Source organism: Roseibium album (genome assembly GCF_965233825.1).
Lineage (GTDB): Bacteria > Pseudomonadota > Alphaproteobacteria > Rhizobiales > Stappiaceae > Roseibium > Roseibium album.
Window position 1 is genome coordinate 2,751,690 of sequence record NZ_OZ247583.1, and the last position, 14,189, is coordinate 2,765,878.

A 14,189-nucleotide genomic window follows, 5' to 3' on the forward strand; every position below is an offset into this window, starting at 1 on the left:
AGAAGGGGAGTAGAAATGACGGAACTGATAGGTGTTGCTGCCCTGGCCGTTGGCGGCTACTGGATCGTCCAGCGCGTCAAGCGCAAGATGGCCGAAGTCGAGAACCAGATCTCCAAGGCCGCGGCAAAGGCCGACCCTAACGGTCGCGGCGCAAAGCTCGTTCTGGATCCTGAGACAGGCAGGTATCGTCCAGGCAATTGAACCGCGCCGGCGGAGCACAAGCTCCGCCGAGAGGAACCTAGGCGTTCGTTTTTGCAGTGGATGCAACAAACAGACCCCAACGCAGTGTTTTCCTTCTGGCTGTTACGCCGAGGATCATGGCGGTCAGCACGACAAGCAGGAATTCCGCCGCGGGACCTGCCAGCCAGATCCCTGTTTCACCGAAATATGCCGGTAGCGCGATCAGCAACGGCAGAAAGAAGAAATACGGTTTGATCAGACTGATCAATGCCGAGCGTATCGCGTCGCCAAGCGCCTGGAAATAGGCCGCGATAACGAAGAGCGGACCGGCGGCAAACATCAAAGCGACTGTGATCGGCATGATCCTCGACAACTCGTCGGACACCTGCAAATCATCGACGAACAGGAAGCCGACCGGTCGGGCAAAAACCGTCAAGAGTATTTGTGCACCAAGGCAATATAAAAACGCTGTCAGAAGTCCGAGCCGTAGCGTGTCGTCCGAACGCTTCCATTCTCCCGCGCCGTAATTGTTGCCGATCATTGCCTGCAGTGCCTGGGTCAATCCGAGCAGCGGCAAGAAGACGAAGGTCATGATGCGGGTCACGATGCCGAAGGCGGCGACCGTTGCTTCGTATCCTTCCTGCCCGAAATACTGAAGCGAGGCGAAGGTTGCCGCAGAGCTGAGGGCAATACCGGCAAAGTTCAGGCTTTGAGGGGCTCCAAGAGCAAAGATGGACCACCAATGCGCGGTCAGCGGATAGCTTAGCAGAGCGCCGGGTTTCAGGACTGTCTTTGCTCGCAGGCGAAACAGGATCACCACTGTAAACGTCAGCAGCTGCGCCAGCGCAGTCCCATAGGCTGTTCCCGCGACACCAAGTTTCAGGATGGCGACCAGCACGAAATTGAAGACAATATTGGCCAGCGATACAAGAAGGCTGACCCCGGCCATCTGCATGACGAAGCCTTCGCTTCGAAGGGCACCCGTTTGGACTGAAAGCACAAAGAGAAGTGGCGAGGTCCAGACTGTGATAGCGAGGTATGTATATGCCATTCCGGCGATCGGTTCCGACCCCTCGGCAGCAATCAGGATCAGCGGGTATCCACCGGCTGAAAACAGGACGATTGCTCCTGCGCCGGTACAAAGTGCCAGTCCGTGTGCACCGGAAAATACCGATCGTGCACCATCGATATCGCCGCCACCAAGGTTGCGGGCGAGGATACTGTTCATCCCGTTTGAGACCAGCGTCGCCATCGCGACAAGCAGCATGTAGGCGGGAAACATCAAGGTGACTGCGCTGAGCGCATCTGGTCCTGCGAACCGGCCAAGAAACACGGCATCCGCGACCGTCAAAAGGCCGTTCATGCTCATGACCAGTATGATCGGCAGTGCGGTTTTCAATAAGGTGAGGGCAAGTGGCCCCTGTGTGAAGACGTTCTTCCGCGAAGTGTCGGATGACATTCCGTTCTCCAGGTCGTTATTTCGCAAGGAAGGGGAAGCTCGCATTGCCCGCAACGCGAAACGCGTGGAGGAACGAAAAATCGTCAAATCCGGATCTTCACCAAGACGGAGGTCGGCGAGCGGCTGGCGTCCGGAGCCGCGATGTTGGTAGTTTGTGGAAGGAGATGCGTCAACCCCGGCTGTCGCTGCACGCCATTTGGTGTGTGTGCCTCCTGGGCAGCGCGTCTTGACCTTGCCGCCGCATCGTGGCACCTCTCGCTCCGCAATGGCGGGACTGTCCTGCCGCCAAGAGCCAATTGCGGAATGAAAATCCATGTCCACTGAAAACCTGCCGGCGCATATGCGTCCGGAAAATTCCTTTCAAGGCCTGATCCTGACGCTTCAGCGTTTCTGGGCAGACCAGGGCTGCGTGGTGCTTCAGCCTTACGACATGGAAGTCGGCGCCGGGACGTTTCATCCGGCAACCACTTTGCGCTCGCTCGGGCCGCGGCCCTGGAGGGCCGCCTATGTGCAGCCGTCGCGTCGCCCGACCGATGGACGCTACGGTGAAAACCCGAACCGCCTGCAGCACTATTACCAGTTCCAGGTGATCTTGAAACCGTCACCCTCCGACCTTCAGGATCTCTACCTGAAGTCGCTCTATGCAATAAGTCTGGACCCGAAGTTACACGACATCCGTTTCGTGGAGGACGACTGGGAAAGCCCGACACTCGGTGCCTGGGGGCTTGGTTGGGAGTGTTGGTGCGACGGTATGGAAGTCTCGCAATTCACGTATTTTCAGCAGGTCGCCGGGTTCGAGTGCTCCCCGGTTTCCGGCGAGCTCACTTACGGTCTAGAGCGTCTGGCCATGTATATCCAGGGCGTCGATAACGTCTATGATCTCAACTACAACGGCATGGAAGGCGATGCGAAGATCACTTATGCCGATGTCTTTCTCCAGGCCGAACAGGAATATTCGCGTCACAATTTTGAACATGCGGACACGGACATACTGTTCCGTCACTTCAAGGATGCCGAAAACGAGTGCCGTGCGTTGCTGGCGGCCGGCGCGAAGGCACGGGACGAGACGGGCGCACATGTGCACCAGGTTGTGCTTCCCGCATACGATCAATGCATCAAGGCCAGCCATGCTTTCAACCTGCTCGATGCGCGTGGCGTCATATCGGTGACCGAGCGCCAGAGTTATATTCTGCGTGTGCGCGAACTCGCAAAGGCCTGCGGTGCTGCATTTCTGGAAACGGAAGCCGGCGGTGTCGGCTATCACAACCAGGCGGCAGAATAAGCCAGGTGAATTCCTGTTCTTTAAGGACGGGCAGTGATCTGGGGTCTCAGGCAATCGACGAGACAGTTGATACGGTATTGAAACAATTCCCTGTGCCTGCGCGGGATGACAAGACAGTGCTCAGGCGCTAGCCTCCGGTCATTCTTTACGGGGGGGTTCACGTTGGCCTGGTTCATTCTTGCATTTCTGATCGCTGTCTCGGTCTTTGCGATTTTTCTTTACAACACGCTCGTCAAGAAAAGGCAGATGGTTAAAGAGGGCTGGAGCGGCATCGACGTCCAGCTGAAACGCAGGGCAAACCTCATTCCCAATCTGGTCGAAACCGTCAAGGGTTATGCGGATCATGAGCAGCAAACACTGGACAACGTCACACAGCTGCGGGCTTCGGCTGGTTCCGTGCCGCGCGACGACGTGGCCGGAAGAGCGAAGGCGGAAGGCGCGCTGAGCCAGGCACTCGGTCGCCTCTTTGCAGTTGCCGAGGCTTATCCTGATCTCAAGGCGAGCGAGAATTTCTCCGATCTTCACAAGTCTCTCGACGAGATCGAGAACGCAATTCAGATGGCGCGCAGGTACTACAACGGCGCCGTACGCGGCCTGAACGTTGCGGTAGAGAGCTTTCCTTCCAATCTTGTTGCCTCTCGGTTCAAGTTTGAAAAGGCGGAATATTTCGAGATCGAGGACGAAGCAGACAGGGCCGTACCCAAGGTTCAGTTCTAGGGAGGCGATCGCATGATTTTCCGAAACGCCTTCGCTTGTCTGGTGTTCGCTGTCCTCTGTGTCACAGGCGCGGGGGGCATCGCGGCTGAAGAACGGTTTCATCGTTTTGTCTCCAACATCGATGTCGCCGAAAACGGGCTTTTGACAGTTACTGAAACGATCACGGTTCGCGCTGAAGGCAACAACATCAAGCGGGGAATATTCCGCGATATTCCATTGATGATCGAAGGTAAGGACGGTCGGACCTACCGCGCCGGATTCCAGCTGCTCTCGGTCCTGCAGGACGGCCGGGACGCAAGTTTCGCTCAAACGTCAAGCCGGGACGGTGTCAGGATTTATATTGGCGAGGAAAACGTCTTCCTTCAGCCGGGCGAATATACCTACACAATCAAGTACCAAACAGACCGGCAGATACGCTTTTTTGCAGATCATGACGAAGTTTACTGGAATGCGACCGGAAACGAGTGGATCTTTCCGGTCGATGAGGCTGTCGCGAGGGTGGTTCTACCGGAGGGAGTAAGGGCACGGGACTGGACGGCATATACCGGCGTGTTCGGCGCTACAGGCAGGAATTATGATGCGCGTGTGGGCGACGACGGTCGTGAGGTCATCTTCACGACCACGAGGCCTCTGGCCGCCTATGAAGGTCTGACAGTCGTGGTCGCGATGCCCAAGGGTTCCATCACGCCGCCAACAGAAGCCGACCAGATCGGTTACTTCTTGAATGACTACCGCTCTGAACTCATCGGCGGCGCAGGCATGCTGCTGGTCCTGGCGTATTATCTCGTTGCCTGGCTTTTTGTGGGACGCGACCCTGCGAAGGGTGTCGTCTTTCCCAGGTTCAAACCGCCTGCAGGCGTATCTCCGGCACTTTCCAGATACGTTCTGACCCGTGGTTTCGGCGACGGTGGCTGGATTGCACTGACGGCCGCCAGCCTCAATCTTGCGGTCAAGCATTGCTTGCGGCTGGAAGAGCGCGACGGAGACATGATGCTTGTGCTCGATGACATCGTTGCTGACCAGACCAATGGGCTGCCGAAGGGCGAAGCTGCCCTGGTTGCTTTCCTCAAGGATCGAGGCTCGCCGTTGCAGATCTACAAGGGCAATGGCAGCTCGATCAAAACGCTCGGCAGGAAATTCAGAAGCGCGATCGAAGTGGAGAGCCGGAACGTCTTTTTCAGGAACAACCGGTCGTTTCTCGTCCCGGGCGCCATATTGAGTGTCGTTGCAATCTTTGCGCTGTTCATATTCGGCCAGATGCCTCCTGATCAGATGGAGTTTGCCTTTCTGTTCATGGTGTTGTCGATCTTCGCCGCGGCTTTCTCAGTGAACATCGGAAAGGCGATTTTTCGAATTTCGAACATGCAGATCCGGATGGCCCTTATCTTTCTGCTGTTCGTATCAGCGATGGTGGTCACCGGGCTTTTTGCGAACAATATTTCCGGCGGCGTGTCTACGCTTCCGATTTTGCCCGTGGTGGCCGCGGCTCTGGTCGCACTGAATGTCCTCTTCTTCTTTCTGCTTGGCGCACCGACCGCACTCGGACGCCAGGTGCTCGATGAAATCGAAGGGCTCAAGCTTTATTTGTCGGTCGCCGAAGTGGAGCGGCTCAACATGTCGGAAGTACCGGACATGAGTACAAGTCATTTTGAGGATCTTCTCCCCTATGCAGTCGCGCTGGGCGTGGAAAAGCCTTGGTCAAAGGCATTCGAGGGGTGGTTGACGACGGCCGCAGGTGCCGCCGTCGCGGCAAGTTACAGTCCCGGCTGGTATGCAGGGCACAGGTTCGAAGCCAGTCGTGTAGCCGACACGCTTGGACAGACGACCAGTTCCATGGCGCAGTCTTTCCAGTCCTCGCTTCCCGTTCCCAAGTCGTCGAGTTCCGGCTTTTCCGGCGGGTCGTCAGGCGGTTCGTCAGGTGGCGGCGGCGGTGGAGGCGGCGGGGGAGGCTGGTAGCAGGCGGCTATTTGCGTCTGCGCAGGAACCCGAACGTCGAGATTGGAAAATTGCCGGCTTGCCGAAGAAGGTGCTCACGCAACGTTGGAAGTATCGGAAAATGAAAGGCTGCCATCGGCCTGATCGTTGAGCAGTTCGGCCGCAGCTTCTGCTGAGACCGCTTTGGCATACAGGAAACCCTGGCCATAGTGACAACCGCTGGAGCTGAGCGCGTCGTGAACCTCACCCTGTTCAACGCCCTCGGCAACCGCGTCGATATCGAGCCCCCTGGAAAGCACGAGTACCGCTTCCACGATGGCGGCACACTGCTTGTCCGTCAGCATGCGCTCGGTAAAGGACTTGTCGATCTTCACCTTCTTGATCGGAAAGTCCCTGAGATAGCTCAAGGAGGAGTGACCGGCGCCGAAATCGTCAAGCGCGATAGTAATGCCCGCTTTGGTGAGCTCGTTCAAAATGCGTTTTGCAGATTCGGGATTTTTCACCAGCGACGTTTCGGTGATCTCCAGAACCAACCGGTCGGCCGGGTAGCCGGCAGTGTCCAGTATGGTCTGGATCTGCGTCGGCAGAGCCGGGTCCTGCAGCTGAACAGGCGATAGGTTGAACGAAAGATAGAGCTCGTCCGGCCAACTCCTGGCCGCAGAACAGGCCTGGGCAAGAAGGTGACGCGTCAACTCTGAAATGATGCCGCAGTCTTCAGCGATCGGAATAAATTGCATGGGGGGCACGTCGCCGAAATCACTGTCCGACCAGCGGGCAAGCCCTTCGAATCCGGCAATCCGTCCCGTGTCCATGTCGAGAATGGGTTGGTAATGTACCTTCACCTCTTCGTTTTCGATTGCACGACGCAATCTTTGCTCCAGAAGTGTCCTGTGCAGGATGGACGCATCCATATCCACTTCAAAAAAACGATAGGTGGATCTGCCGGAAGATTTCGCCCGGTAAAGAGCGATGTCGGCACGGCGAAGAAGCTCGGTGATGGCATGTCCATCATGCGGGTAAAGGGCGATACCGATACCGGTACCGATGGAGATCTGTCTCTCGCCGAATTCGAAACGTTCGCTGATACGGGTCAGGAGGCGCCGCGCGAAGCCCGAAGCTTCCGACTTGTCTTTGAACACGGGCGATATGATTGCGAATTCGTCTCCGCCGAGACGGGCAACAATGCCGTCATTGCCGACGGTTTCGGCCAGGCGCCCGGCAAAGCTGCGCAGCAGGTTGTCGCCGAACGCGTGGCCGTACACATCGTTGATGGGCTTGAAGCCGTCCAGGTCCAGCATCATGATCGCGCGAAAACAATCGTCCTTCACCTCCCGGCTGAGAACCGCAAATGCTTCCAGTAACCGGCGGCGGTTGGGAAGACCGGTCAGCGCATCGTGCTGGGCAAGTGCCAGGGCTTCTGAATGTTGGGAAGATCTGGCACTCAGCTCCTTCCTCAGTCGTCTCGTCGCCCAAATGCCGTAGGTGGTGCCGACAAGCGCGAAGACCATGAAAATGCCCGTCGCAGCGTCGTAGAAAAGATGATTGTTTTCGTCGTGACCGTCTTCCAGCAGGTGGGGAATGAATTTCAGAGCCGCAAAACTCACAATGGCCGCTGCAAAAAGCGCGGCCAGGGGGCGTGCCATCATTTGGCTGCCTGCGGCTACCCGGTTTATCACTATTGCGTCCCGATACTTCATACTGCTTTGACGAACTCAAAGTTTCGCATGTATTTCTTGAAGAAGAGTGAAGCAAGAATGAGAAACATTATTGCTATTTATGCGGAGGTGCCGGGCAATCGTTACACCGGAAAAAGGGTGACAAGAGGCTGCTGAATTGCTAACGGACGCACATCTGTTTCCGGAAATACCCTACCAAGACCGAAGGCCACAGTTCCCATGCCCGATCTTCTGCTTGAGCTGTTCAGCGAAGAAATTCCGGCCCGTATGCAACGCAAGGCGGCCGATGAACTGAAATCCCTTGTGACCAATGCTCTGGTGGACTCGGGCCTGCCATATGAGGGCGCCAAGGCGTTTGCGACACCACGTCGCCTGGCACTTCATGTCGCCGGAGTGCCTGCCGGGTCGGCGGCCAAACGAGAGGAACGCAAGGGACCGCGTGTTGGCGCGCCGGAAAAGGCCGTCGAGGGATTTCTGCGCGGTGCGGGCCTTGCCTCGATTGAAGACGCAACTATCCGCAACGATCCGAAGAAAGGCGATTTCTATGTCGCCGTGATTGAAAAACCGGGCCGTTCCGCCATCGACATCATTGCCGAATTCATGCCGGGAATTCTGCGCGGGTTCCCCTGGCCGAAATCCATGCGATGGGGCACGACGCCGACCCGCTGGGTCCGTCCACTGCATTCGATCGTTGCGACCTTCGGGCCGGAAACGGAAGAACCCGACGTTGTGCCGTTTGAGTTCGACGGTATCGCATCGGGTCAGACGACAAGAGGCCATCGTTTCCTCGCGGATGAAGCGTTTGATGTGCGCCGCTTCGATGATTATGCGACAGGGCTGGAAAAGCACAAGGTTGTGCTGGACTCGGACCGGCGCAAGGAAATCATCCTGAACGACGCCAAGGATCGTGCGCTGGCTCTTGGTCTGGACCTGGTTGAGGATCCCGGCCTGTTGGAAGAGGTCGCCGGCCTCGTTGAGTGGCCTGTGGTACTGACCGGCAGCTTCGACGAGGCATTTCTGGAAATTCCGGATGAGTGCATTCAGCTCACCATCCGCGTCAACCAGAAGTGTTTTGTTCTGAAGAACCCGACAACCGGGCGTCTTGCCAACAGGTTCGTTCTTGTTTCAAACATTCAGGCCGATGACGGTGGCAAGCTGATCGTCGCCGGCAATGAAAAGGTGATCCGGGCGCGCCTCGCCGATGCCCGCTTCTTCTGGGATACGGACCTGAAGTCAAGCCTGTCTGACAATCTGCCCAGGCTTGATGATGTGAAATTCCATGAAAAGCTCGGCAGTGTCGGAGCCCGTGTAAAGCGCCTTGTTTCTCTGTCCGCCGAGCTCGCGCCGATAGTCGGTGCCGATGCGTTGAAGGCGAGGCGGGCAGCCGAACTTGCCAAGGCGGACCTTGTGTCCAACATGGTTTTCGAATTCCCGGAACTTCAGGGCCTCATGGGCCGGTACTATGCGACCGCGCAAGGCGAGGACGCTTCTGTCGCAATCGCAATTGAAGAGCACTACAAGCCACAGGGTCCAAGCGATAGCGTACCGACCGATCCGGTAGCAGTCAGTGTCGCACTTGCTGAAAAGCTGGACCTGCTGGCTGGCTTTTGGGCCATTGATGAGAAACCGACCGGATCAAAAGATCCATACGCGCTCCGTCGCGCTGCACTCGGGGTAATCCGGATTGTGCTGGACAATAGCCACAGGATAAGGCTGGGCGATGCGGTTCGTTCGGCGTTGGGCTTGATTGATGTTGACGTGGCTGATGAGGATGCGCTTGTCGGCGACCTGCTTTCCTTCTTCGGCGATCGGTTGAAGGTGCACCTGAAGGATGAGGGTGCACGCCACGATCTGATCGATGCCGTCTTTGCGCTGGACGGACAGGATGATCTTCTGATGGTCGTCAAGCGTGTCGAAGCGCTCGGCAGCTTCGTATCCTCCGACGATGGAGCCAACCTGCTCGCAGGTTACAAGCGTGCGGTCAACATTCTGAAGGCCGAGGAAAAGAAGGATGGCGTGCCGGTGACCGGCAGGCCGCATTCCGATCACTTCCAAGAACAGGCAGAGATAGACCTTGCTGCCGCGATCGATGCTGCACGGGCCGAGGCCGCCGAGGCCGTTGCCGGTGAAAACTTCGAGGGTGCCATGGAGGCCCTCTCGAAACTCAGGGCTCCGGTTGACAGGTTCTTTGAAGACATTCTCGTCAATGCCGAGGAGCCCGCACTCCGGATGAACCGATTGCAGCTTCTGGCGGAGATACGTGATGCGACCCATGTCGTAGCCGACTTTTCCAGGGTGGCCGGATAACTCCGGTGTCGCAAGTGTCAGCAGAAGCATTGGATCAGCGAAGGAGATTGCAGTGCCGATAGAGGTACGGTCCGCTTTGCCGCGTGATGCAGAGGCAATGGCCGAATTGCTCAACCGGATTATTTCGGCTGGCGGCACAACTGCCTACCGCCAGCCGTTTGACGGCGCGGGGATCGTGAGCGAGTTCATTGAGCCGAAACTTGGAATTTGCTGCCACATTGCATCCGACGAACTGGGCATTTGCGGGTTTCAGGCGCTCTTGTGGTGCGACCCGGATTGGACCGGCCCGGACAAGTTGCCGTCGGACTGGGCTGTGATCGCGACGTATGTTGATCCGGACAGGCATGGAAAAGGGGTTGGACGTGCACTTTTTGGCTGCACCTCTGTTGCCGCCAAAAACGCCGGCGTCAGCTACATCGACGCAACGATCCGCAGGGAAAACACCGGCGGGCTCGGCTATTATTCGAGGATGGGTTTCGTTGATTATCGTTCGGGTAGCGAGAGCGTCTCAAAACGCTTTGCACCGGTGTAGACGCAGTCTTCCGCTGGTCGCAATTTTGTTCGGAAGGTTATGCCGGTATTGAGTTTCGGCGGGGCCGGTTGCCGCAGATGACCCCGGACAACGGATCCAGCAGAAGGACAGAAGCGTCGGCAAGTCGGTAGCGGTCTTGCCAAAATGCAACGTAAGCGCGTTAAAATCGGCTCAATGCAAAGATTTGTTGCCTAACTTCACATTCCGGCATTGCAAGCGGTCCCCAACCGTCTATGTAGAAGACTGAAATCATAAGAAGCAGCTATATGTGTGAACAAACCAATGCCGCTGGCGCTGAGCCGGAAATTCGAGCGCCACGAGATTGGGTTGCGATTCTTGCAAACTACCGTGAACCCAGCACGCTACGCAGTTCATTTGAACTCTTGGTCACGGCAGGACCTTTCATTCTTCTGTGGATCCTGGCCTGGTTGTCGCTGGATGTCAGCTACTGGCTGACGGCGGCCATTGCCATGGTCAATGCAGCATTTCTTGTACGCCTTTTTGCGATCCAGCATGATTGCGGGCACGGGTCGTTTTTCAAGAACCGTACCGTCAGTGACTGGCTTGGCCGGGTCATCGGGGTTCTGACATTGACGCCGTATGATGTTTGGCGGCGGTCACATGCCATGCACCACAGTTCTTCGGGCAACCTTGGGCGGCGCGGCATGGGGGATATTCATACCCTGACCGTTGCGGAATACAGCGCACTGACACCCCGCAGCCGTTTTAAGTACCGCGTCTATCGGTCACCATTCGTTTTGTTTGGCCTTGGCCCGGCCTATACGTTCTTTCTGGAGAACCGTCTTCCCTTCGGTTTCATGGCTAACGCGAAATTCTGGCTCTATGCCATGACAACCAACGCCGCGATCTTTGTCGGCCTTGCACTAATTCTGGTGTTCGGTGGCTGGATGCCGATCCTGCTGATCTTTTTGCCAACGACCATTCTTGCTGCGACGGTCGGCGTATGGCTGTTTTATGTGCAGCATCAATTCGAAACGACACATTGGGACACGGAAGAAGACTGGCAGCTGCATGATGCAGCGCTGTTCGGAAGTTCCCACTATGTGTTGCCGCCCGTGCTGCAATGGTCAGTTGCCAATATCGGCATCCACCATGTCCATCACCTCAACAGCCGGATCCCCTTCTATCGGCTGCCGGAAGTTCTTCGGGATCACAAGGATCTGGCAGACCGCAATTGCATGACGATCCGTCAGAGCATTGCCAGTATCCGTCTCCATCTTTGGGATGAAAAGTCCAGACGGTTGCTGTCGTTTTCCCAGGCAAAGCCGCTGCTTCACTCGGCCGGTTGATTTAACAGGTCTTTGATTTCCGACCCGCACCGCTGATCTATCGGTGCGGGACAATTATGGCACGTTGCGTTTCACTCCGCAGCCTGTTGAACCAGTCTGGACACCGGTCTTTCCTCAATTGGCCAGTGAATGATTGCGGCCAGAATTCCCAGTACGATGGCGCACCACCAGATGGCGTCGTACGAACCTGTTTCGTCGTAGAGTTTGCCGCCCAGCCAGACACCGAGAAATGCCCCGATCTGATGCGACAGGAACACGAATCCGAAAAGTGTAGCCATGTAGCGGGGGCCGAACATGACCGCCACGAGGCCGGATGTCAGTGGAATGGTCGAGAGCCACAACAACCCCATCACGGCTGAAAAAACCAGGACGGAAGCCGGCGTTATCGGCAACATGATGAACGCGAAGATTGCGATGGCCCGTCCAAGATAAATAAGGGACAGCAGGATCGGTTTGGAATGCCGCCCGCCGGCATAACCCGATGCGAGGGAGCCGACGATGTTGAAGAGACCGATAAATGCCAGCGCCCAGCCCCCGAGCGCAGTTCCCAGCCCCAGATCGGCGATGTATGGCGGCAAGTGCACGGTAATGAATGCGACGTGAAAACCGCAGACGAAAAATCCGGTTGTCAGCAGGATGAAGCCTCGCGTTCCGAATGCTTCCGCGACGGCGTCCGCGAGTTTCTGATCGCCGGCAGTACCGCTTGCCGCCGATTGTTCCGGTTTTCCCCTCAGCGCCACCGCCAGGAGAGGAAGGGTTGCAATGAGTCCGGTGAAAACGAGTAGCGTGGTTTGCCATCCGATGCTTTCGATAAGCGCAGCACCTAGCGGGTTGAACAGGAACTGACCGAGCGAACCCGAGGCGGTACCGATGCCGAACGCAAGAGACCGCTGTTCGGGAGAAACGGTTCGTCCGAAGGCTGCCAGCACAAGCGAGAAGGATGAAAAGGCTATTCCGAGTCCGATCAGAACACCTGCGGACAAATGCAGTGCAAGGGCGCTCTGCGCATCGATCATCATGAGAAGTCCGGCTGCGTAGAGTACTGCACCAAGGGCCATTGATTTCCATGTGCCGAAGCGGTCTGCCATCATGCCCGAGACCGGCTGACCTATGCCCCAAACCAGGTTTTGAATGGCAATCGCCAGCGCGAAGACTTCGCGGCTCCAGCCCTGCGCCTCGGTCATTGGCAGGAAAAACAGTCCCATGGCGGAGCGTGGTCCGAACGAGATCATGGCAATCAGGCAACCGCAGACAATCACCAGCGGTATGTTCGGTCTCGAGAGGGCCCTGGTTTGAGCTGCTGTCATCGGATGCCTCGTTTTTGGTTGATTAAGAAATAGCGGCATACGCAAATTGGTAAAACGCGAAATTTTGATCGATGGATCACAAAATGGAATGCATGATCGCAGTGGTGAGCGCACATGCTGCAGCAGAGCGCACAAAGATTAGCCAGCTAGGATCAGGTCGAAAAAAAGCAGCGCCCAAGCCTATGAAATCAAAACGCAAAATCTGAAAAACCAAAAAATGGTGCGAAAGTGATGGATTTTTTGTCGTGATCCGCTTATATAAACTCTGAAAGAGCAAAAGGTCAGGGCCGTTGGGCCTGTTTTCTTTTGCATTTGATTTGCTCAAGTTGAGTATAAGTAATCTGTGAGCTGAAACACCGGTTTCAGCCTGCTTACAGGAGGGGCGCCATGACCGTTGCCCAGACAGCCTATTCGGTATCCGAACCCATCACGACTGGTCTGACAGCGCTGGAACGCTTCGGACATGTGGAGCGTCCGGACTTGCGCTACACGCCCGAAATAGCCGAAGCGACGGCGCCGATCTTCGAGAAGGTCAAGCACTTCATCCCGGCCATCGAATGGGCCGCGCTCGCACCGACGATCCATGCGATCAACAAGCTGAAAAAAGAGCGCAACGCGGTGATTCTCGCGCATAACTACATGACGCCGGACATCTATCACGGTGTAGCCGACATTTTCGGTGACAGCCTTCAACTCGCCATCGAGGCGACCCGAACGGATGCGGAGGTTATCGTCCAGTGCGGTGTGCATTTCATGGCGGAAACCTCGAAGATTCTCAGCCCTGAAAAGACGGTTCTGATCCCTGACATGCGAGCCGGTTGTTCTCTGGCGGAATCCATCACCGGAGCGGACGTTCGCGCCCTGCGGGAACGCAATCCCGGTGTTCCGATCATCACCTATGTCAACACATCGGCCGAGGTGAAAGCCGAATGTGATATCTGCTGTACGTCTTCCAACGCCTTGCAGGTGGTCGAAAGTTTCGGCGTTGACAGGGTTTTCCTTGTCCCGGACAAGTATCTGGCTGCCAATGTCGGCAAGAAAACGGATGTCGAAGTGCTGGTCTGGGACGGTGCCTGTGAGGTTCATGAGCGCTTCACCGCCGAAGAACTGCGCGACTATCGCAGGATCGAGCCTGATGTGAAAATCATCGCTCATCCGGAATGCCCGCCGGAAGTTGTTGCCGAAGCCGACTTTGCCGGCTCGACCGCTCATATGATCGACTGGGTCAAGACAAGGCGGCCGGAAAAGGTGATGATGGTCACCGAATGTTCGATGGCGGACAATATCGCCAGCGAGACCCCCGATGTGAATTACATCCGGCCGTGCAACCTGTGTCCGCACATGAAACGCATCACGCTTGGCAAGATTCTCGACAGCCTTGTCGAGATGAAAGAGGAAGTTGTGGTCGATCCGGTAGTCGCAGATCGCGCACGCACGGCAGTTGAACGGATGATCAACTTGAAAATCTGACCGTCTTCGGTCTA

General features: G+C 56.6%; 11 protein-coding genes. 8 read left to right on the plus strand and 3 right to left on the minus strand.

Features of this window, described 5'->3' with window-relative positions; genetic code table 11:
• Positions 1 to 15: 15 nt before the first annotated feature.
• Complete coding sequence (locus ACO6TI_RS12790; RefSeq protein ID WP_035899534.1) at positions 16 to 201, plus strand: hypothetical protein; 186 nt, start codon at positions 16 to 18, stop codon at positions 199 to 201.
• Between the two features lie 37 nt (positions 202 to 238).
• On the opposite strand, the gene ACO6TI_RS12795 is transcribed toward ACO6TI_RS12790, so the two are convergent.
• Positions 239 to 1,639: an MATE family efflux transporter gene (locus ACO6TI_RS12795; RefSeq protein ID WP_422385045.1), complete on the minus strand. Its 1,401-nt coding sequence runs from the start codon at positions 1,637 to 1,639 to the stop codon at positions 239 to 241.
• 340 nt (positions 1,640 to 1,979) lie between these two features.
• On the opposite strand from ACO6TI_RS12795, the gene ACO6TI_RS12800 reads away from it, so the two are divergent.
• The 3 genes from ACO6TI_RS12800 (at position 1,980) to ACO6TI_RS12810 (ending at position 5,594) form a co-directional block, all read left to right on the plus strand.
• Positions 1,980 to 2,921, plus strand: a complete 942-nt coding sequence (locus ACO6TI_RS12800) for a glycine--tRNA ligase subunit alpha (RefSeq protein ID WP_422385310.1) — start codon at positions 1,980 to 1,982, stop codon at positions 2,919 to 2,921.
• Between the two features lie 162 nt (positions 2,922 to 3,083).
• Positions 3,084 to 3,638 carry a LemA family protein gene (locus ACO6TI_RS12805; protein ID WP_055111253.1) on the plus strand — a complete coding sequence of 185 codons (555 nt, stop codon included), beginning with the start codon at positions 3,084 to 3,086 and terminating at the stop codon, positions 3,636 to 3,638.
• Between the two features lie 12 nt (positions 3,639 to 3,650).
• The gene (locus ACO6TI_RS12810; protein ID WP_422385046.1) at positions 3,651 to 5,594 is read left to right on the plus strand and encodes a DUF2207 domain-containing protein; all 1,944 of its coding nucleotides are present in this window, start codon (positions 3,651 to 3,653) and stop codon (positions 5,592 to 5,594) included.
• Between the two features lie 74 nt (positions 5,595 to 5,668).
• Here the strand turns inward: ACO6TI_RS12810 and ACO6TI_RS12815 are convergent, their stop codons facing one another.
• Positions 5,669 to 7,219, minus strand: a complete 1,551-nt coding sequence (locus ACO6TI_RS12815; protein ID WP_208992516.1) for a putative bifunctional diguanylate cyclase/phosphodiesterase — start codon at positions 7,217 to 7,219, stop codon at positions 5,669 to 5,671.
• A 249-nt stretch (positions 7,220 to 7,468) separates the two neighbouring features.
• Between ACO6TI_RS12815 and glyS the strand changes: the two genes are divergently transcribed.
• The 3 genes from glyS to ACO6TI_RS12830 all read left to right on the plus strand — a co-directional run bounded on the left by glyS (position 7,469) and on the right by ACO6TI_RS12830 (position 11,398).
• Entirely contained in the window at positions 7,469 to 9,556 is a 2,088-nt protein-coding gene (gene glyS / locus ACO6TI_RS12820) for a glycine--tRNA ligase subunit beta (protein WP_422385047.1), read from the plus strand.
• A 52-nt stretch (positions 9,557 to 9,608) separates the two neighbouring features.
• Positions 9,609 to 10,088 (plus strand): GNAT family N-acetyltransferase, encoded by a 480-nt coding sequence (locus ACO6TI_RS12825; protein WP_422385048.1) that lies wholly within the window; start codon positions 9,609 to 9,611, stop codon positions 10,086 to 10,088.
• 266 nt (positions 10,089 to 10,354) lie between these two features.
• Positions 10,355 to 11,398, plus strand: coding sequence for a fatty acid desaturase (locus tag ACO6TI_RS12830; RefSeq protein WP_104703509.1), 1,044 nt, complete (start codon positions 10,355 to 10,357; stop codon positions 11,396 to 11,398).
• 71 nt (positions 11,399 to 11,469) lie between these two features.
• Here ACO6TI_RS12830 and ACO6TI_RS12835 read toward each other — a convergent pair whose 3' ends face one another.
• Positions 11,470 to 12,705, minus strand: coding sequence for an MFS transporter (locus ACO6TI_RS12835; protein ID WP_422385049.1), 1,236 nt, complete (start codon positions 12,703 to 12,705; stop codon positions 11,470 to 11,472).
• 387 nt (positions 12,706 to 13,092) lie between these two features.
• On the opposite strand from ACO6TI_RS12835, the gene nadA reads away from it, so the two are divergent.
• Positions 13,093 to 14,175 (plus strand): quinolinate synthase NadA, encoded by a 1,083-nt coding sequence (gene nadA, locus ACO6TI_RS12840; protein WP_055111265.1) that lies wholly within the window; start codon positions 13,093 to 13,095, stop codon positions 14,173 to 14,175.
• Positions 14,176 to 14,189: the final 14 nt, after the last annotated feature.

Coding starts and splice junctions, on each gene's coding strand:
- ACO6TI_RS12835 (WP_422385049.1), bottom strand. CDS start 12,705: ATGACAGCAGCTCAAACCAGGGCCCTCTCGAGACCGAACATACCGCTG.
- ACO6TI_RS12815 (WP_208992516.1), bottom strand. CDS start 7,219: ATGATGGCACGCCCCCTGGCCGCGCTTTTTGCAGCGGCCATTGTGAGT.
- ACO6TI_RS12795 (WP_422385045.1), bottom strand. CDS start 1,639: ATGTCATCCGACACTTCGCGGAAGAACGTCTTCACACAGGGGCCACTT.
- ACO6TI_RS12810 (WP_422385046.1), top strand. CDS start 3,651: ATGATTTTCCGAAACGCCTTCGCTTGTCTGGTGTTCGCTGTCCTCTGT.
- nadA (WP_055111265.1), top strand. CDS start 13,093: ATGACCGTTGCCCAGACAGCCTATTCGGTATCCGAACCCATCACGACT.
- ACO6TI_RS12800 (WP_422385310.1), top strand. CDS start 1,980: ATGCGTCCGGAAAATTCCTTTCAAGGCCTGATCCTGACGCTTCAGCGT.
- glyS (WP_422385047.1), top strand. CDS start 7,469: ATGCCCGATCTTCTGCTTGAGCTGTTCAGCGAAGAAATTCCGGCCCGT.
- ACO6TI_RS12830 (WP_104703509.1), top strand. CDS start 10,355: ATGTGTGAACAAACCAATGCCGCTGGCGCTGAGCCGGAAATTCGAGCG.
- ACO6TI_RS12790 (WP_035899534.1), top strand. CDS start 16: ATGACGGAACTGATAGGTGTTGCTGCCCTGGCCGTTGGCGGCTACTGG.